A 13,722-nucleotide genomic window follows, 5' to 3' on the forward strand; every position below is an offset into this window, starting at 1 on the left:
CTCGACTTGAAAATATTCGAAATTGAATTGAGTTACAAGTTAGAAAATGTCGCGCATTCTATCAACTCAAAATGAGCATCTGGTCGGAATTTTACTGACAAAAAAAAGACCCACCGTTTCGGGTGGGTCTTTCGTAAGAATTCGAGTGGTATTACACCAAAGCGATACGTTTGAACGATGAAATCGTTAAACCTTTTTGCGTTTGCTCTAATAGTTGACGAATCGTGATCGATGAGTCTTTTACGAATTGTTGGTTCAATAAAGTTTGCTCTTTGTAGAACTTCTCTAATTTACCTACCGCAATTTTCTCTAACATCGCCTCAGGCTTACCTTCTTGACGTGCTTGATCTTTTCCGATTTCGATTTCTCTTTCAATTGTTTCAGAATCTACTCCATCCTTGTCTAAAGCGACAGGTTTCATAGCCGTGATTTGCATCGCGATATCTTTACCTACTTCTGATACGTCTACTCCTTGTACATTTTCGAATGCTACTAGAACACCGATTTTGTTATTCGAGTGAATGTATGAAACCACTTTCTCAGCTGTAACGTTTTCGTAGGCTGCTAAGGTGATTTTCTCTCCAATTTTACCGGTTAACTCGATGATGTGACCTTCTACTGAACGTCCATCGGCTAATGGCTCAGCTAATAAATCATGCGCAGAAGGAGCGTGAGACGCTGCTGCTGTATCGATGATTGTTTTAGCTAAATTATTGAAGTCAGCTACTTTAGAAACTGGTTCAGTTTCACAAGCTAAAGCGATTAATTTACCGTTTGAGTGATCTGCATTAAGTGCTACTAATACAACACCTTCATTCGTTTCATTGTCCGCACGTTTCGCTGCTACTTTTTGACCTGCTTTACGAAGGATGTCTACTGCTGCTTCGAAGTCACCTTCGGCTTCAGTCAAAGCTTTCTTGCAATCCATCATTCCGGCACCGGTCATTTGACGTAACTTGTTAACGTCTGCTGCTGTAATTGACATATCTATGAATATTTATTCTTGTTCTGCTTCTTTTTCGTATTTAGCCGCTACCTTAGCTGCCTCTTGTGAATCGTCGTCCGCTGCTTTTTTAGCTTCTACTTCTTCCGCCTCACGAGCATCATCCTTATCTTGCTTTCTTTCTGCTAAACCTTCTTCGATCGCTTTAGAAATAGCAGTGATGATGATAGAGATAGACTTGTATGCATCATCGTTTGCTGGGATTGGATAATCAACTAAATCTGGGTTAGAGTTCGTATCACACATAGCGAAAACTGGGATACCTAATTTCTTAGCCTCAGAAACCGCGATATGCTCACGCTTAACGTCTACAACGAACAAAGCCGCTGGAAGACGAGTTAAGTCAGTGATACCACCTAACACACGCTTTAATTTTTCTTCTTCACGAGTTAACATTAAACGCTCACGCTTAGCGATTGTCTTCACGATAACTTCGTCTTTTAACATTTTATCAATGCTAGACATCTTCTTGATAGACTTACGTACAGTCGCGAAGTTAGTCAACATACCACCTAACCAACGGTCAGTTACGTACGGCATTTTTAATTTATCTGCTTCTGTAGTCACAATTTCTTGTGCTTGTTTCTTAGTTGCAACGAACATTACTTTACGGCCTGAACGTACAATAGAACGAAGAGCTGCTGAAGCTTCTTCTAAAGAAGAGATAGTTTTATTTAGATCAATGATGTGGATACCATTTTTCTCCATAAAGATATATGGAGCCATTTTAGGATCCCACTTACGTGTCAAGTGACCGAAGTGAACGCCTGCGTCAAGCAAGTCGTTGTAGCTTAATTGTGCCATTTTGGTTGTTTAAAAATGTGAATAATAAAAAGGTGGAAAAGGCATCGGCAACAGACAAGCCTTTTCCACGAACAAATCTTAACGCTTAGAGAACTGGAATCTCTTACGAGCTTTCGCACGTCCTGGTTTCTTACGCTCCACCATACGTGGGTCACGAGTTAAGAAGCCTTCTTTTTTCAAAGGAGAACGTAATTCTGCATCTTGCGTTTGAAGTGCACGTGAAATCGCCATACGAAGCGCTTCAGCTTGCCCTTTGATACCACCGCCATCTACGTTAGCTGTTACATCAAATGAACCTACTGTGTTCGTTAAAGCGAAAGGTTGATTAACCACAATCTGAAGAATTTCAGATGGGAAGTAATCAGCTAATACACGGCCGTTGATTTTAATCTGGCCTTTACCTGGTGTCATCGAAATACGAGCTACTGCTGTCTTTCTTCTACCGATTTTACTTGTTATTTCTGCCATTATCTTAGTATCCGTTAAAAGGTAAGTTCTTTAGGTTGTTGAGCTGCGTGAGGATGTTCTGGTCCTGCATAAACGAATAGGTTGTTGAATAACTCACGTCCTAAACGGTTTTTAGGTAACATACCTTTTACTGCTGATTCGACAACACCTCTTGGGTTTTTAGCTAAAACCTCACGTGGAGTTGCGAAACGTTGACCACCTGGGTAACCCGTGTGACGGATATACACCTTGTCTGTCATTTTCTTACCAGTTAAGCGAATTTTGTCCGCGTTGATAACGATAACTTGATCGCCACAATCAACGTGTGGAGTGTAAGAAGGCTTGTGCTTTCCACGAATGATTTTCGCAATTTCAGAACAAACACGTCCCAAAACTTGATTTTCAGCATCTACAACAAACCAAGCTTTCTGAACAGTAGCTTTGTTTGCGGAGATGGTTTTGTAACTTAAAGTATCCACTTGTTTATAATTTAACTGTTTGAATCGTTTCCAGCTAGACTACGGAATTTGTCTAAAGGAATTGATTATGACCTATTTTATCTTTCAAACGGGCATTCAATCGAAAAATGGGAGTGCAAATTTATAAAATCTTGATTTGATATGCAAGTGTCTAATTGAAAATGTTTTAGAACAAAAAAAGGAGGCCTGAAAGCCTCCTTTTTTACTACCTGTTTAGGTTAAATTACAAATCACTTAGATCGAATGTTTCCATGAACGCCGTCGTGAATTGACCGGACTTAAACGTAGGATCATCCATCAACTTGATGTGGAATGGAATCGTTGTTTTGATACCTTCGATGACGAATTCTTGCAAAGCACGCTTCATACGAAGTAAAACTTCTTCCCGGCTTTGGCCTGAAACAATTACTTTCGCAATCATTGAATCGTAATTAGGTGGAATAGTATAGCCAGAATACACGTGAGAGTCAATACGAACGCCGTGGCCACCTGGAAGGTGAAGATTCGTAATCTTACCTGGTGACGGACGGAAACCGTTCGCTGGATCTTCCGCGTTAATACGGCATTCTAAGGCATATAATTTAGGGAAGTAGTTTTGGCCCGAAATCGCGATGCCCGCTGCTACCTTAATTTGCTCCTTAATTAGATCGAAATCCGTTACTTCTTCTGTGATCGGATGCTCTACTTGGATACGGGTATTCATCTCCATGAAGTAGAAATCCCCATTTTTGTCCACTAAGAACTCAATCGTACCCGCGCCTTCGTACCCAATGGCCGTTGCACCTGCGATCGCCGCATCACCCATTTTCTTGCGCAATTCGTCTGAAAGGGCTGGGGATGGCGTTTCTTCACACAATTTTTGGTGACGACGTTGAATCGAGCAATCGCGTTCTGATAAGTGACAAGCTTTGCCAAATTTATCTCCCACAATCTGAATCTCAATGTGACGAGGCTCTTCCACGAATTTCTCCATGTACATCGCATCGTTTCCAAAAGCCGCCGCTGATTCCATCTTCGCATCTTCCCATAATTTGTCAAATTCTGACTCCTCCCGGATGATACGCATCCCGCGGCCACCACCACCAGCCGTAGCCTTGATGATTACCGGGTATTTGATGGCTTTCGCTAATTCTTTTGCTTCTTCTACGGTGTCGATTAAGCCGTCAGAACCCGGGATAACTGGAACCCCAGCACGCTTCATCGTCTCTTTCGCTGTCGCTTTATCTCCCATCGAATTAATCATGTCCGCCGAAGCACCGATGAACTTAATCCCATGTTCAGAACAAATACGCGAGAATTCTGCATTCTCAGAAAGGAAACCGTAACCCGGGTGAATTGCATCTGCTCCAGTCACTTCTGCAGCCGAAATAATCGCCGGAATACTCAAATAAGATTGTCTGCTGGGCGGAGGTCCGATACATACGGCCTCATCCGCAAAGCGAACGTGTAAACTGTCGCGATCGGCGGTAGAGAAAACAGCCACCGTTTTGATGCCCATCTCCTTACAAGTCCGAATAATACGCAAGGCAATTTCCCCGCGATTCGCTATTAATATCTTTTTAAACATAGATTACGCTTTTTCAACCAAGAATAAAGGTTGATCAAATTCTACTGGACTAGCATTGTCAACTAAGATTTTAACGATCTTTCCAGAGATCTCTGAATCGATTTCGTTAAACAATTTCATCGCTTCGATCACACAAACCGTTTTACCTGGAGCGATTTCCGTTCCTACTTCTACGAAGTTATCTTTATCTGGACCTGGAGCACGGTAGAATGTACCGATCATAGGAGACTTAACGGTATATAAGTTATCTGCTACGGGTGCAGGTGCTGCTGGAGCCGCTGGCGCCGCTGCTGCCGGAACAGCTGCTACTGGAGCCGCCGCTGGTGCTGCAGAAACGACACTTACTACCGGTGCTGCTTCTCCGTGTTTCTTAACAGAAACCTTTAAACCTTCTGTTTCGATGCTAACCTCAGCTAATGGAGATTTAGCGATATAATCGAGTAATCGTTGAATTTCTTTAGTATCCATTCTTTTTGTTAATTAAACGCTACAAAGGTAGCTAATTATTTTACACGCTCAGCGTATGAATAGGTTCTTGTATCTACTTTAATTACTTCATCTTGTTCGATGAAAATAGGTACGGTAATCGTTGCTCCTGTTTCTACCGTTGCTGGTTTCTTAGGAGAGTTAGCCGTATCGCCACGAACACCTGGTTCTGTGTAAGTTACCTTCAATTCTACGAATGGAGGCAATTCACAAGATAAAGCAGCATCGTTTTCGGTATTGATCAAAATCTCCACCTCTTGTCCTTCTTTCATCAAATCAGCCATCACACATAAATTCTCATTTAATAGAATTTGCTCGAATGACTCTTGGTCCATGAAGTTATAGCCAAACTCATCCTTGAAGATGAATTGGAATTTTCTGCGTTCTACACGTACTGGATAGATTGCCACGCCTGAGTTAAACGTGTTATCGATAACTTTTCCTGATGTTAATGAACGTAATTTAGTCCGAACGAAAGCCGGGCCTTTTCCTGGTTTTACGTGAAGGAATTCAATGATCGAATATAAATCGTCATTGTATTTAATCACCATCCCATTTTTAATGTCTGCTGTAGTTGCCATTTCTAATTATTTAGGGTCGTATGCCCATTTAACGTAAGCTGATCCCCACGTGAAACCTCCACCGAAGGCCGCTAAGATCAGATTATCTCCTTTTTTTAGTTTGTTTTCGTAATCCCAAAGACAAAGCGGAATCGTCGCCGCCGTCGTATTTCCATATTTCTGGATGTTCAACATCACCTTATCTTCACTCACACCCATGCGATTTGCCGTCGCATCGATGATACGTTTATTCGCTTGGTGCGGAACTAAATATTTAATATCGTCACCAGTTAAGTGATTGCGCTCCATGATTTCTGCCGAAACATCAGCCATACGCGTCACCGCAAATTTAAATACGGATTGACCTTCTTGGCGAATGTAATGCCATTTTGCTTCCACCGATTCTACCGTAGGAGGGTAGGCGCTACCGCCGCCTTTTTGCATTAAGGATTCACATCCTTCTCCATCTGATTTCAAAATGAAGTCTTGTACGCCTAAACCTTCGAAATTAGGTTCTAACATGACCGCTGCCGCACCATCCCCAAAAAGAATGCACGTCGTACGATCCGTATAATCCACAATCGAAGACATTTTGTCCGCACCCACCACTACGATTTTCTTGTAACGACCTGATTCAATGAAGGCAGTACCTGCACCTAAGGCGTTTAAGAAACCTGAACAAGCCGCTGCTAAGTCAAAGGAAGCCGTTTCACGGATGCCTACTGCCTTGCAAATCAAGTTCGAAGCGGAAGGGAAAAAGTAATCTGGAGTCACCGTCGCGCAGATTAACATATCTACTTCTTCGGGTTTGGTATTGGTTTTCTTCAAGAGATCCTCTACCGCTTTAGCCCCCATAAAAGACGTCCCTAGGCCTTCGCCTTTCAAAATACGTCTTTCTTTGATGCCGGTGCGAGAAGTGATCCACTCGTCGTTCGTGTCAATAATTTTTTCTAATTCTTGATTCGTCAGCACATAATCCGGTACATATCCTGCGACTCCGGTGATGGCTGCACTTATTTTTTGGCTCATATTCATTATTGGTTCTCGATGGCGGCCTTAATCTTACCGCAAACATCTGATTCTACGACGGATCTACACAATTTGATCATGTTTTTGATTGCCAAAGGACTAGACGCCCCGTGTGCAATAATTACATTCCCATTAATCCCGATAATCGGGCTACCGCCGTATTTTTCGTAATTTGTATTCTCGACGAAGTCATTCGTGATTCCCTGGTCCTTCATGATTTTGTAAAGGGATTCCCCCATCTTCAAAATAATGTTACCTGTAAATCCGTCCGTCACTATCACGTCTGCTTTGTTCTTGAAGAAATCTTTTCCTTCTAAGTTTCCAATGAAGTTGATCTTCTTATTCTCTTTTAAAAGGGCGTGTGTCGCTAGGGAAAGGATATTTCCTTTTTGCTCTTCTTCACCAATGTTCATCAAGCCCACACGTGGTGCTTTCTTGCCCGTTGTCGCTTCAAAGTACACAGAGCCTAAGACCGCAAATTGATCTAACATCTCTGGTTTGCAATCCGCATTCGCGCCAATGTCCAGCATTAAGGCATAGGTGCCGTCCTCTTGTGGAACGAATCCGGCAATCGCTGGGCGAGAAATTCCTTCGATGGTTTTGACAGAAAATAATGATCCGACCATCATAGCGCCGGTATTTCCTGCAGAAGCAAAGACGTCAGCTTTGCCTTCCTTTAAAAGATGAAACCCAACTCCGATGCTGGAATTGGGTTTTTGAGATAATGCCTTAGTCGGATGTTCACCCATTTCAATTACTTGATCCGCAGGAATGATGGCAATTTGCTTGCCTGCATACCCGTGTTTCGCTAATAATTGCTCGATGGTGTCCTGTGGACCTACGGCTAATATAGTGTCGTCGTTTGAAAGACTAGATAACGCTAAAAGTATTCCTTCGATTACAGCTTCTGGAGCATAATCTCCACCCATCACATCAACGGCTATTTTCATTTAATTATGTTTAATTACTAAAGCTTTTGGCAAAAATAGCATTAAATTTAGTCAAAAAATAGCATTTTAACGGGATTTTTTCAGTGGTGCTGAAAAAACAGCGTAAAGCTGCAGTCTACCAGGGAATTACTTAACCGTGAATCCTTCTACGATCATTTTTCCTTTGTAGAACAAGTTACCTTCATGTACGTGAGCACGGTGATAAAGGTGAGTTTCGCCTGTTTGAGGATCTACTCCTAAATGCTTAGGAGTCCCGAAATCATGCGCTCTTCTTGTATCACGACGCGTAGTAGAGATTTTTCTTTTAGGATGTGCCATTGTATTGTTATTTATTAATTATTGTCTGTTAATTTTTTTAAGGCTGCCCATCTCGGATCCATTTCTGGCTCCTGATCGGCTTTATTTTCGTCTTCTGGGTCTGTTGTATAAATCAACTCGCCATCTACATGCTCATCTAAAGGTTTCACAAACCGTGGGTGCAACTTCTTCATAGGCACCTGCAAGGCAATGAAATCAAATAAATCTTGCGATAAATCTAATTTAGGCGACTTTCTATCTAACAAGAATAAATTATCTCCCATATCTTCATTGTGATCCGAATATTTATAAATAATCTTCTCATCAAGGTGGATGGGGAATTCAAATTCCTCATTTGATCTATCGCAAATTAATTTCAAAAAGCCGTCAATCTCCAGTCTAACCTGAATCATGGTCGGCGATTTATCTAACGTCGCTTTTGCGTTAAATTCGCCCTTTTGGACCCATTCCTGCTCGAAAGCAGCGAAAAACTCATCATTCCCAGTGAAGGAATACGGGTATACTTTATCCTCTAAAGAAAGTATCGGTATCTGGTATGCTTCTAGGACGTTCATTTTCACTCTTGGGTAAAAAAGAATGCGAAATTACGAAAATATTCGAAAACAGCAATAGTTGCGCTGAACAAATTCGTAATTTCGAGGCATGAAGTATTGGAGTCAATCTGTAAAAGCATTTGTAGTAATCTTTATTTTGTATGAAGTAGGAGGTTGGCTTTTTGTCAGCACCTACGAGCGTCTCGATCAGCTCCAGTTAATCAATGGAAACCATTCCCAGCTGGCGGACCTTTTATTTCAAGCCTTGACTGCCACGGCAGAAGTCGTTCTGCCTATTTTACTCTTACTCTATTTAATTCGGTTTCAGAAAGCCTACGCCTTATCCTATGTCTATTCATACGCTTTATCTACTGGATTAATTCAGGGATTAAAGCATCTGGTGTTTACGGACGCGCTTCGACCTTTGGCTTACTTTGCAGCAAGTGGTGTCAAATGGCATCTTGTAGCGGGATTACCTATTCATGAATACAACTCCATGCCCTCTGGTCACACGGGATCAGCTTTTTTTATGTTTTTTTGGGTGGCGGTGCTGTTGCGTCGCTGGTTTTGGGGAGCGCTAGCTGGTTTAATTGCCGTGGGAGTTGCCTATTCCAGAGTCTATTTATTTCAACATTTTCCGGTGGATACCCTCGTGGGGGCGGCCATCGGAGTAGGCTCATCGGCCTTATTTTATTCGATCCACTATGCTAAAAGCAGTTCAAAGTAAACCCTACCTTTTCTGGGCCCTCGTGGGAGCGGCAGTTTATATTCCTTTTTTAGGGTCGACCCATTTATTCGACTGGGATGAGGTGAATTTTGCGGAATCGGCACGGGAAATGATTGTGACGGGAGATTTTTTAAGCGTCCAAATCAACTTTCAACCCTTCTGGGAGAAACCACCTTTGTTCCTTTGGCTGCAGGCTTTGAGTTTTATGGCCTTTGATTCGTTCTCTGGTCAATCGGATATTTCGATGGAATTTGCTGCCCGTTTTCCTAATGCGGTCATTGGTATTTTGACGCTTTGGACTTTACATGCGGTGGGGAAGAAGACTTGGGGCGCAAATTTTGGGAATCTGTGGGCCTTCTCTTATTTAGTTGCTATTACACCCCATGTCTATGCGAGTTCAGGGATCATTGATCCGCTCTTTAATTTGTTGATATTTTTAGGCGTCTATTTCTTTTCAGAGTTTTTTCAGGATGCGACGCGCTTTAGAAATGTCCTATTCGCTGGCATTTCAATTGGTTTAGCCTTGTTGACCAAAGGTCCAGCGGCATTGCTCCTCTGGGCATTAACCCTTTTGTTCGTGGGGATTTTATACCGTTCACGTATCAATGGCCGTTTGTTTACAGGCGCTGTGGTAGCGGGATTGATCTCCGTATTTTTCTTTGTGGCTTGGTATGGTTTGATTGCTTATAAGTTTGGTTGGCAGATCATTGAAGACTTTTTTACCTACCAAGTTCGATTGATGACTACGGGGGATGCCGGCCATGGACAACCCTTTTATTACCACTTTGTGGTCTTGTTGATCGGATGTTTCCCGGTGTCGATTTGGGCAGGTGCTCGGTTATTTCGTTGGAAGCGCGAGGATTTGGACTTTTCGAACTGGATGAAAGTCTTGTTTTGGGTGGTTTTGATTCTGTTCAGTATCGTGAAGACGAAAATTGTGCATTATTCGTCCATGTGTTGGATTCCGTTAACCTATTTCTCTGCGGTGGTACTGCAAGAATGGCAGGCAGGTGGATTTCGCTTTAATTGGAAATATAATACGGCGATCGGTTTTGTAGGATTGCTTTTAGCGGCAGTGTTAACGGCGGTTCCATTGATTGGCCAAAATGCGGGCCTCATCGCTCCTTACATCAAAGACGTATTCGTGCAAGGTAATTTACAGGCGCCGGTGTATTGGGCGGGTTGGGAATTTTTGATCGGTGTTGCGTTTGCTGCGGCCGTGATCTATTATTTATTTTCGAAGAAACTACACACCTTGATGGCAGCGTCCTTGGTGACGATTATGGCTTATATGGCCATCGTGGTGCCTAAAATAGAAGGGTATACGCAGGCGACTGTGATTGATTTTTATATCGCAAAGATGGGCCAAAAAGTCTACATCGAGCCCGTTGGCTTCAAATCGTATGCCCACTTATTGTATTTTCAAAAGCCCGCAGGAAGTCCCGCGGGCGATGAATTATTATCTGAGAAAAAGCTGGATAGACCGGCTTATTTCATTCTGAAAGCGGATGCGGAGGAAAAGTTCAAATACCACCCGAACTTGATCTTCCTAAAAGAAGAGAACGGATTCTTATTCTATAAGCACCGCTAATCTAAGTACTGATAAGATTTAAACGCCTGGGAAGAAGAACGCACCTTCGATGGCTGCATTCTCATCAGAATCTGAACCGTGGATGGCATTAGCCTCCAGAGATTTGGCAAATTGCTTACGAATAGTTCCTTCCGCTGCATCTGCTGGATTTGTGGATCCTATCAAAGTGCGAAAATCTTCTACGGCATTTTCTTTCTCCAAAATCATCGGAATAATCTCGCTCTTCGACATGTAGTCGCACAGGCTTTTATAGAAAGGGCGCTCACTGTGAACGGCATAAAATTGACCCGCTTGCTCGGGGCTCATCTTTAATTTCGTGATGGCAATAATTTTATAGCCGGCTTTTTCAATTTGTTGAATGATGGGACCTGTGTGACCGTCTGCGACCGCATCCGGTTTAATCATAGTGAAAGTTCTATTTGTTGACATGGGTATAATTTTGAACAAATTTATCTCTAACTTTGCGTTCGCCCAAATTTATTTCTGGCCATCCCATTTTATGACCTCCATCTCTGAGTTAAAAGCCCACCTTATTCCCGGCACGAAAGCTGTGATCACTGCCCATTATAATCCGGATTCGGATGCGATTGGTTCGACCCTTGCTTTTCAAGGATATTTGGCCAAAAAAGGTATTCAAGCGACGGTAGCGGTTCCATCAGCCTTGTCTGCTAACCTAAAATGGATGCCGGGAGCAGCGGATATTTTAACGTATGATGAGCTACTTCATAAGGTGCAAATCGATGCGCTGGTCGAGGAAGCTGATTTTATTTTCTGTTTGGATTTCTCGGGCATTCAAAGGTTGCACAACATGGCTCCTTTAGTGCGCAAGTCGCGGGCAAAAAAGGTGGTGATAGATCACCACTTGGATCCGGAAGACTTTGGCGATTATTATTACCACCGCACGATTGCGGCGTCGACCTGTGAATTAATTTATGATTTAATCCTGGAGTGGGGCGATGAAAATCTACTCGATCCAGCCATCGGTTCTTGCTTGTATTCGGGTATTATGACCGACACAGGCTCTTTTCGTCACCCGAATACGACCGCTCATGTGCACACGGTGGTGGCAGCCTTGATTGATGTAGGGGTGAATACAAACGAGGTGCATCGCAAGGTATTTGATTCATCTAGTATCGATCGGTTGAAGTTTATTGGTCATGTGTTAGGCCAAAGAATGGACTACCTTTCCGAGTTTCACCTCGCTTTCATGTGGATTACGGCAGAGGATTTAACAAAATTTAATTCCCAAGCTGGGGACACAGAAGGAATTGTGAATTACGGTTTGCAAATCACCGGCTGTGTGTGGTCCATCTTGATGATTGAGCGTCCAGATGGCGTAAAGCTGTCTTTTAGGTCTATCGAACCTTTTGCTGTGAACGAATTTGCTTCGAAATACTTTGAAGGTGGTGGGCATAAAAATGCCTCCGGTGGACGTTTTTCTGGGGGAAGTTTAGTGGAGGCGAAGAAAAAACTAATGGAAGTGTTACCTTTGTATCTTTCTGAAATAAATCGAGTTAAAAATGTATAAAATCAAAATCATGCGTAAACAACTAGCAGTAATTTTAGTAGCGGCAATGGCACTAGCTTCGTGTAACAATGTCGAAGTAGTAGACGGAGTTAAAATCCAAAAACACGAACATGATGATAGCGCCGCTAAATTAAAAGAAGGTGATATCATTACGTTTGATTTAGTCATCAAAAATGATGCCGATTCTACTATCAAAGATTCACGCAAAGAAGGCAAGCCATTACAAGATTTAGTTCCTCCAGCAGCGCCTGCAGGTGCATTTAAAGGTTCTTTTGAGAACGGTTTACGTTTATTAGCTGTAGGAGATAGCGCAACCATCTTCGTTCCAGTAGATAGCTTATTTAAAGATGCAAACCAGCCAGTTCCTCCGTTCTTAAAGCGTGGGACAGACGTTCGTTTCATCGTAAAGATTAAGAAATCTCAATCTCGTGCAGAATTTGAAAAAGAGATGACGAAATTATCAGCAGAGCAAACAGGTAAAGACGCGAAATTAATCGAAGCGTATGTAGCTAACTCAGGTAAGAAATTCACAAAAACTTCTACCGGTCTTTATGCTTCTATTTCGAATCCAGGTGTGGGCGAAGGTCCTAAAATGGGCGAGTCTTGGGAAGTGAACTACATCGGAACATTTTTAGATGGAAAAGAATTTGACAAAGGTGCAGGTGTTGCGATGCCTCCAGTAGGTCAATTAGTTCCAGGCTTCAACGAAGCGCTAATGTTATTGAAAAAAGGAGGAAAAGGTACGTTTGTGATTCCATCAGCGTTAGGCTATGGTGCGCAAGGTGCTGCTCCACGTATCCCTGCAAATGCTATTTTAGTATTTGAATTAGAAGTATTGTCTAAGAAATAATTGAATGAAAATTTTCGGATTCCTATTTATTGCCTTTTTTACGTTTTCTTGTCTCTCTGATATTGCATTAGAGGATGATGTGAAGGCGAAAGAAAATGAAACACAGATTTTAGCCTATTTTGCTGGTCAAAATCAAAGCCCATCTTCTCTATCAGATGGAGGCTATTATTTCGTAACTAAATCGAATCCATCAGGGGAATTAGCGACGAAGGGCGATTCGCTCTATGTACATTATGAGTTCTCTAACCTGGCGACAGGTAAGGTCTTAGATAGTACGAATCGGGCGACTAATTCTCCTTATTTTTTACGCTTTGGAAATGGAAATCCAGTGTTCGTTTCTTTGTTTACGGCCCTTCGTGAAGGAGAGCAGGCGACCTTAGTGATTCCAGGAACTGCGCAGTCCTTTCCGGATTTGCCTGCCTATACTCCCATGAAGGTGAAAATCAAGTCCTACGTAGTGCGTACACAAGAAGACCTTATTCGGGAGTTTATTGCTCGTAATGGGTACACTGTTACGGACACCCAAACAGATGGTCTTCGTTACATACGTTTGCAAGCCGGAACGGGTGATATTCCAGCTCAAGGAAAAGTAGTTAAAATTAAATACACAGGTCGCTTCTTAAGTTCTAAAGCCTTTGATGGCAATATGGCTCGCACAGACAGTTTGAGCGTTACCATCGGAGGAACGCAAACGGTTCCCGGTTTCCAAATGGGGATTGAGAAGATGCGTTTAGGCGAGAAAGCGGTGATCGTTTTCCCATCCGCTTTAGGGTATGGAGTGAATGGAAATAGCAGTATTCCAGGTTATACTCCCTTAAGTTTTGAGATTTACGTGGCTAAAATTGAATAA

The 13,722-nt window shown here is 42.5% G+C and carries 17 protein-coding genes; 5 read left to right on the forward strand and 12 right to left on the reverse strand.

From position 1 onward, the window contains the following. Positions 1-151: 151 nt before the first annotated feature. The 11 genes from tsf to EWU21_RS01480 all read right to left on the reverse strand — a co-directional run bounded on the left by tsf (position 152) and on the right by EWU21_RS01480 (position 8,197). Positions 152-985, reverse strand: coding sequence for a translation elongation factor Ts (gene tsf / locus EWU21_RS01430; protein ID WP_130895014.1), 834 nt, complete (start codon positions 983-985; stop codon positions 152-154). Between the two features lie 12 nt (positions 986-997). Beyond that, positions 998-1,807: a 30S ribosomal protein S2 gene (rpsB, locus tag EWU21_RS01435; RefSeq protein ID WP_130895015.1), complete on the reverse strand. Its 810-nt coding sequence runs from the start codon at positions 1,805-1,807 to the stop codon at positions 998-1,000. 78 nt (positions 1,808-1,885) lie between these two features. Then, complete coding sequence (rpsI, locus tag EWU21_RS01440; protein ID WP_130895016.1) at positions 1,886-2,275, reverse strand: 30S ribosomal protein S9; 390 nt, start codon at positions 2,273-2,275, stop codon at positions 1,886-1,888. Positions 2,276-2,289: 14 nt separating this feature from the next. Beyond that, complete coding sequence (rplM, locus tag EWU21_RS01445) at positions 2,290-2,733, reverse strand: 50S ribosomal protein L13 (RefSeq protein WP_130895017.1); 444 nt, start codon at positions 2,731-2,733, stop codon at positions 2,290-2,292. 223 nt (positions 2,734-2,956) lie between these two features. After that, the gene (gene accC, locus EWU21_RS01450; protein ID WP_130895018.1) at positions 2,957-4,300 is read right to left on the reverse strand and encodes an acetyl-CoA carboxylase biotin carboxylase subunit; all 1,344 of its coding nucleotides are present in this window, start codon (positions 4,298-4,300) and stop codon (positions 2,957-2,959) included. Positions 4,301-4,303: 3 nt separating this feature from the next. Continuing rightward, on the reverse strand, positions 4,304-4,768 hold the full coding sequence (accB, locus tag EWU21_RS01455; protein WP_130895019.1) for an acetyl-CoA carboxylase biotin carboxyl carrier protein: 465 nt from the start codon (positions 4,766-4,768) through the stop codon (positions 4,304-4,306). A gap of 35 nt (positions 4,769-4,803) precedes the next feature. Continuing rightward, entirely contained in the window at positions 4,804-5,367 is a 564-nt protein-coding gene (gene efp / locus EWU21_RS01460; protein ID WP_130895020.1) for an elongation factor P, read from the reverse strand. A 6-nt stretch (positions 5,368-5,373) separates the two neighbouring features. Beyond that, the gene (locus EWU21_RS01465) at positions 5,374-6,375 is read right to left on the reverse strand and encodes a beta-ketoacyl-ACP synthase III (protein WP_130895021.1); all 1,002 of its coding nucleotides are present in this window, start codon (positions 6,373-6,375) and stop codon (positions 5,374-5,376) included. 5 nt (positions 6,376-6,380) lie between these two features. After that, positions 6,381-7,325: a phosphate acyltransferase PlsX gene (plsX, locus tag EWU21_RS01470; protein ID WP_130895022.1), complete on the reverse strand. Its 945-nt coding sequence runs from the start codon at positions 7,323-7,325 to the stop codon at positions 6,381-6,383. A gap of 126 nt (positions 7,326-7,451) precedes the next feature. After that, positions 7,452-7,643, reverse strand: a complete 192-nt coding sequence (gene rpmF, locus EWU21_RS01475; RefSeq protein WP_130895023.1) for a 50S ribosomal protein L32 — start codon at positions 7,641-7,643, stop codon at positions 7,452-7,454. Positions 7,644-7,657: 14 nt separating this feature from the next. Further along, on the reverse strand, positions 7,658-8,197 hold the full coding sequence (locus EWU21_RS01480) for a YceD family protein (protein WP_130895024.1): 540 nt from the start codon (positions 8,195-8,197) through the stop codon (positions 7,658-7,660). Between the two features lie 88 nt (positions 8,198-8,285). Between EWU21_RS01480 and EWU21_RS01485 the strand changes: the two genes are divergently transcribed. Both EWU21_RS01485 and EWU21_RS01490 read left to right on the forward strand, forming a co-directional pair. Continuing rightward, positions 8,286-8,903, forward strand: a complete 618-nt coding sequence (locus EWU21_RS01485; RefSeq protein ID WP_130895025.1) for a phosphatase PAP2 family protein — start codon at positions 8,286-8,288, stop codon at positions 8,901-8,903. Next, positions 8,881-10,494, forward strand: coding sequence for an ArnT family glycosyltransferase (locus EWU21_RS01490; protein ID WP_130895026.1), 1,614 nt, complete (start codon positions 8,881-8,883; stop codon positions 10,492-10,494). Before EWU21_RS01485 ends, EWU21_RS01490 begins: the two co-directional genes overlap by 23 nt. Before the next feature lie 18 nt (positions 10,495-10,512). On the opposite strand, the gene EWU21_RS01495 is transcribed toward EWU21_RS01490, so the two are convergent. Further along, complete coding sequence (locus EWU21_RS01495; protein WP_130895027.1) at positions 10,513-10,923, reverse strand: nucleoside-diphosphate kinase; 411 nt, start codon at positions 10,921-10,923, stop codon at positions 10,513-10,515. Positions 10,924-10,933: 10 nt separating this feature from the next. On the opposite strand from EWU21_RS01495, the gene EWU21_RS01500 reads away from it, so the two are divergent. Genes EWU21_RS01500 through EWU21_RS01510 form a run of 3 tightly spaced genes read left to right on the forward strand, consistent with a single transcriptional unit; the run spans position 10,934 to position 13,722 of the window. Then, entirely contained in the window at positions 10,934-12,022 is a 1,089-nt protein-coding gene (locus EWU21_RS01500; protein ID WP_161566457.1) for a DHH family phosphoesterase, read from the forward strand. Between the two features lie 10 nt (positions 12,023-12,032). After that, positions 12,033-12,872 (forward strand): FKBP-type peptidyl-prolyl cis-trans isomerase, encoded by an 840-nt coding sequence (locus tag EWU21_RS01505; protein WP_161566415.1) that lies wholly within the window; start codon positions 12,033-12,035, stop codon positions 12,870-12,872. Between the two features lie 4 nt (positions 12,873-12,876). Beyond that, on the forward strand, positions 12,877-13,722 hold the full coding sequence (locus tag EWU21_RS01510; protein WP_130895030.1) for an FKBP-type peptidyl-prolyl cis-trans isomerase: 846 nt from the start codon (positions 12,877-12,879) through the stop codon (positions 13,720-13,722).

It is taken from the genome of Aquirufa antheringensis, assembly GCF_004307425.1.
Lineage (GTDB): Bacteria > Bacteroidota > Bacteroidia > Cytophagales > Spirosomataceae > Aquirufa > Aquirufa antheringensis.

Coding starts and splice junctions, on each gene's coding strand:
- efp (WP_130895020.1), bottom strand. CDS start 5,367: ATGGCAACTACAGCAGACATTAAAAATGGGATGGTGATTAAATACAAT.
- plsX (WP_130895022.1), bottom strand. CDS start 7,325: ATGAAAATAGCCGTTGATGTGATGGGTGGAGATTATGCTCCAGAAGCT.
- EWU21_RS01510 (WP_130895030.1), top strand. CDS start 12,877: ATGAAAATTTTCGGATTCCTATTTATTGCCTTTTTTACGTTTTCTTGT.
- EWU21_RS01465 (WP_130895021.1), bottom strand. CDS start 6,375: ATGAGCCAAAAAATAAGTGCAGCCATCACCGGAGTCGCAGGATATGTA.
- EWU21_RS01490 (WP_130895026.1), top strand. CDS start 8,881: ATGCTAAAAGCAGTTCAAAGTAAACCCTACCTTTTCTGGGCCCTCGTG.
- EWU21_RS01480 (WP_130895024.1), bottom strand. CDS start 8,197: ATGAACGTCCTAGAAGCATACCAGATACCGATACTTTCTTTAGAGGAT.
- EWU21_RS01495 (WP_130895027.1), bottom strand. CDS start 10,923: ATGTCAACAAATAGAACTTTCACTATGATTAAACCGGATGCGGTCGCA.
- rpmF (WP_130895023.1), bottom strand. CDS start 7,643: ATGGCACATCCTAAAAGAAAAATCTCTACTACGCGTCGTGATACAAGA.
- rpsI (WP_130895016.1), bottom strand. CDS start 2,275: ATGGCAGAAATAACAAGTAAAATCGGTAGAAGAAAGACAGCAGTAGCT.
- EWU21_RS01505 (WP_161566415.1), top strand. CDS start 12,033: ATGCGTAAACAACTAGCAGTAATTTTAGTAGCGGCAATGGCACTAGCT.
- EWU21_RS01485 (WP_130895025.1), top strand. CDS start 8,286: ATGAAGTATTGGAGTCAATCTGTAAAAGCATTTGTAGTAATCTTTATT.
- rpsB (WP_130895015.1), bottom strand. CDS start 1,807: ATGGCACAATTAAGCTACAACGACTTGCTTGACGCAGGCGTTCACTTC.
- accC (WP_130895018.1), bottom strand. CDS start 4,300: ATGTTTAAAAAGATATTAATAGCGAATCGCGGGGAAATTGCCTTGCGT.
- accB (WP_130895019.1), bottom strand. CDS start 4,768: ATGGATACTAAAGAAATTCAACGATTACTCGATTATATCGCTAAATCT.
- tsf (WP_130895014.1), bottom strand. CDS start 985: ATGTCAATTACAGCAGCAGACGTTAACAAGTTACGTCAAATGACCGGT.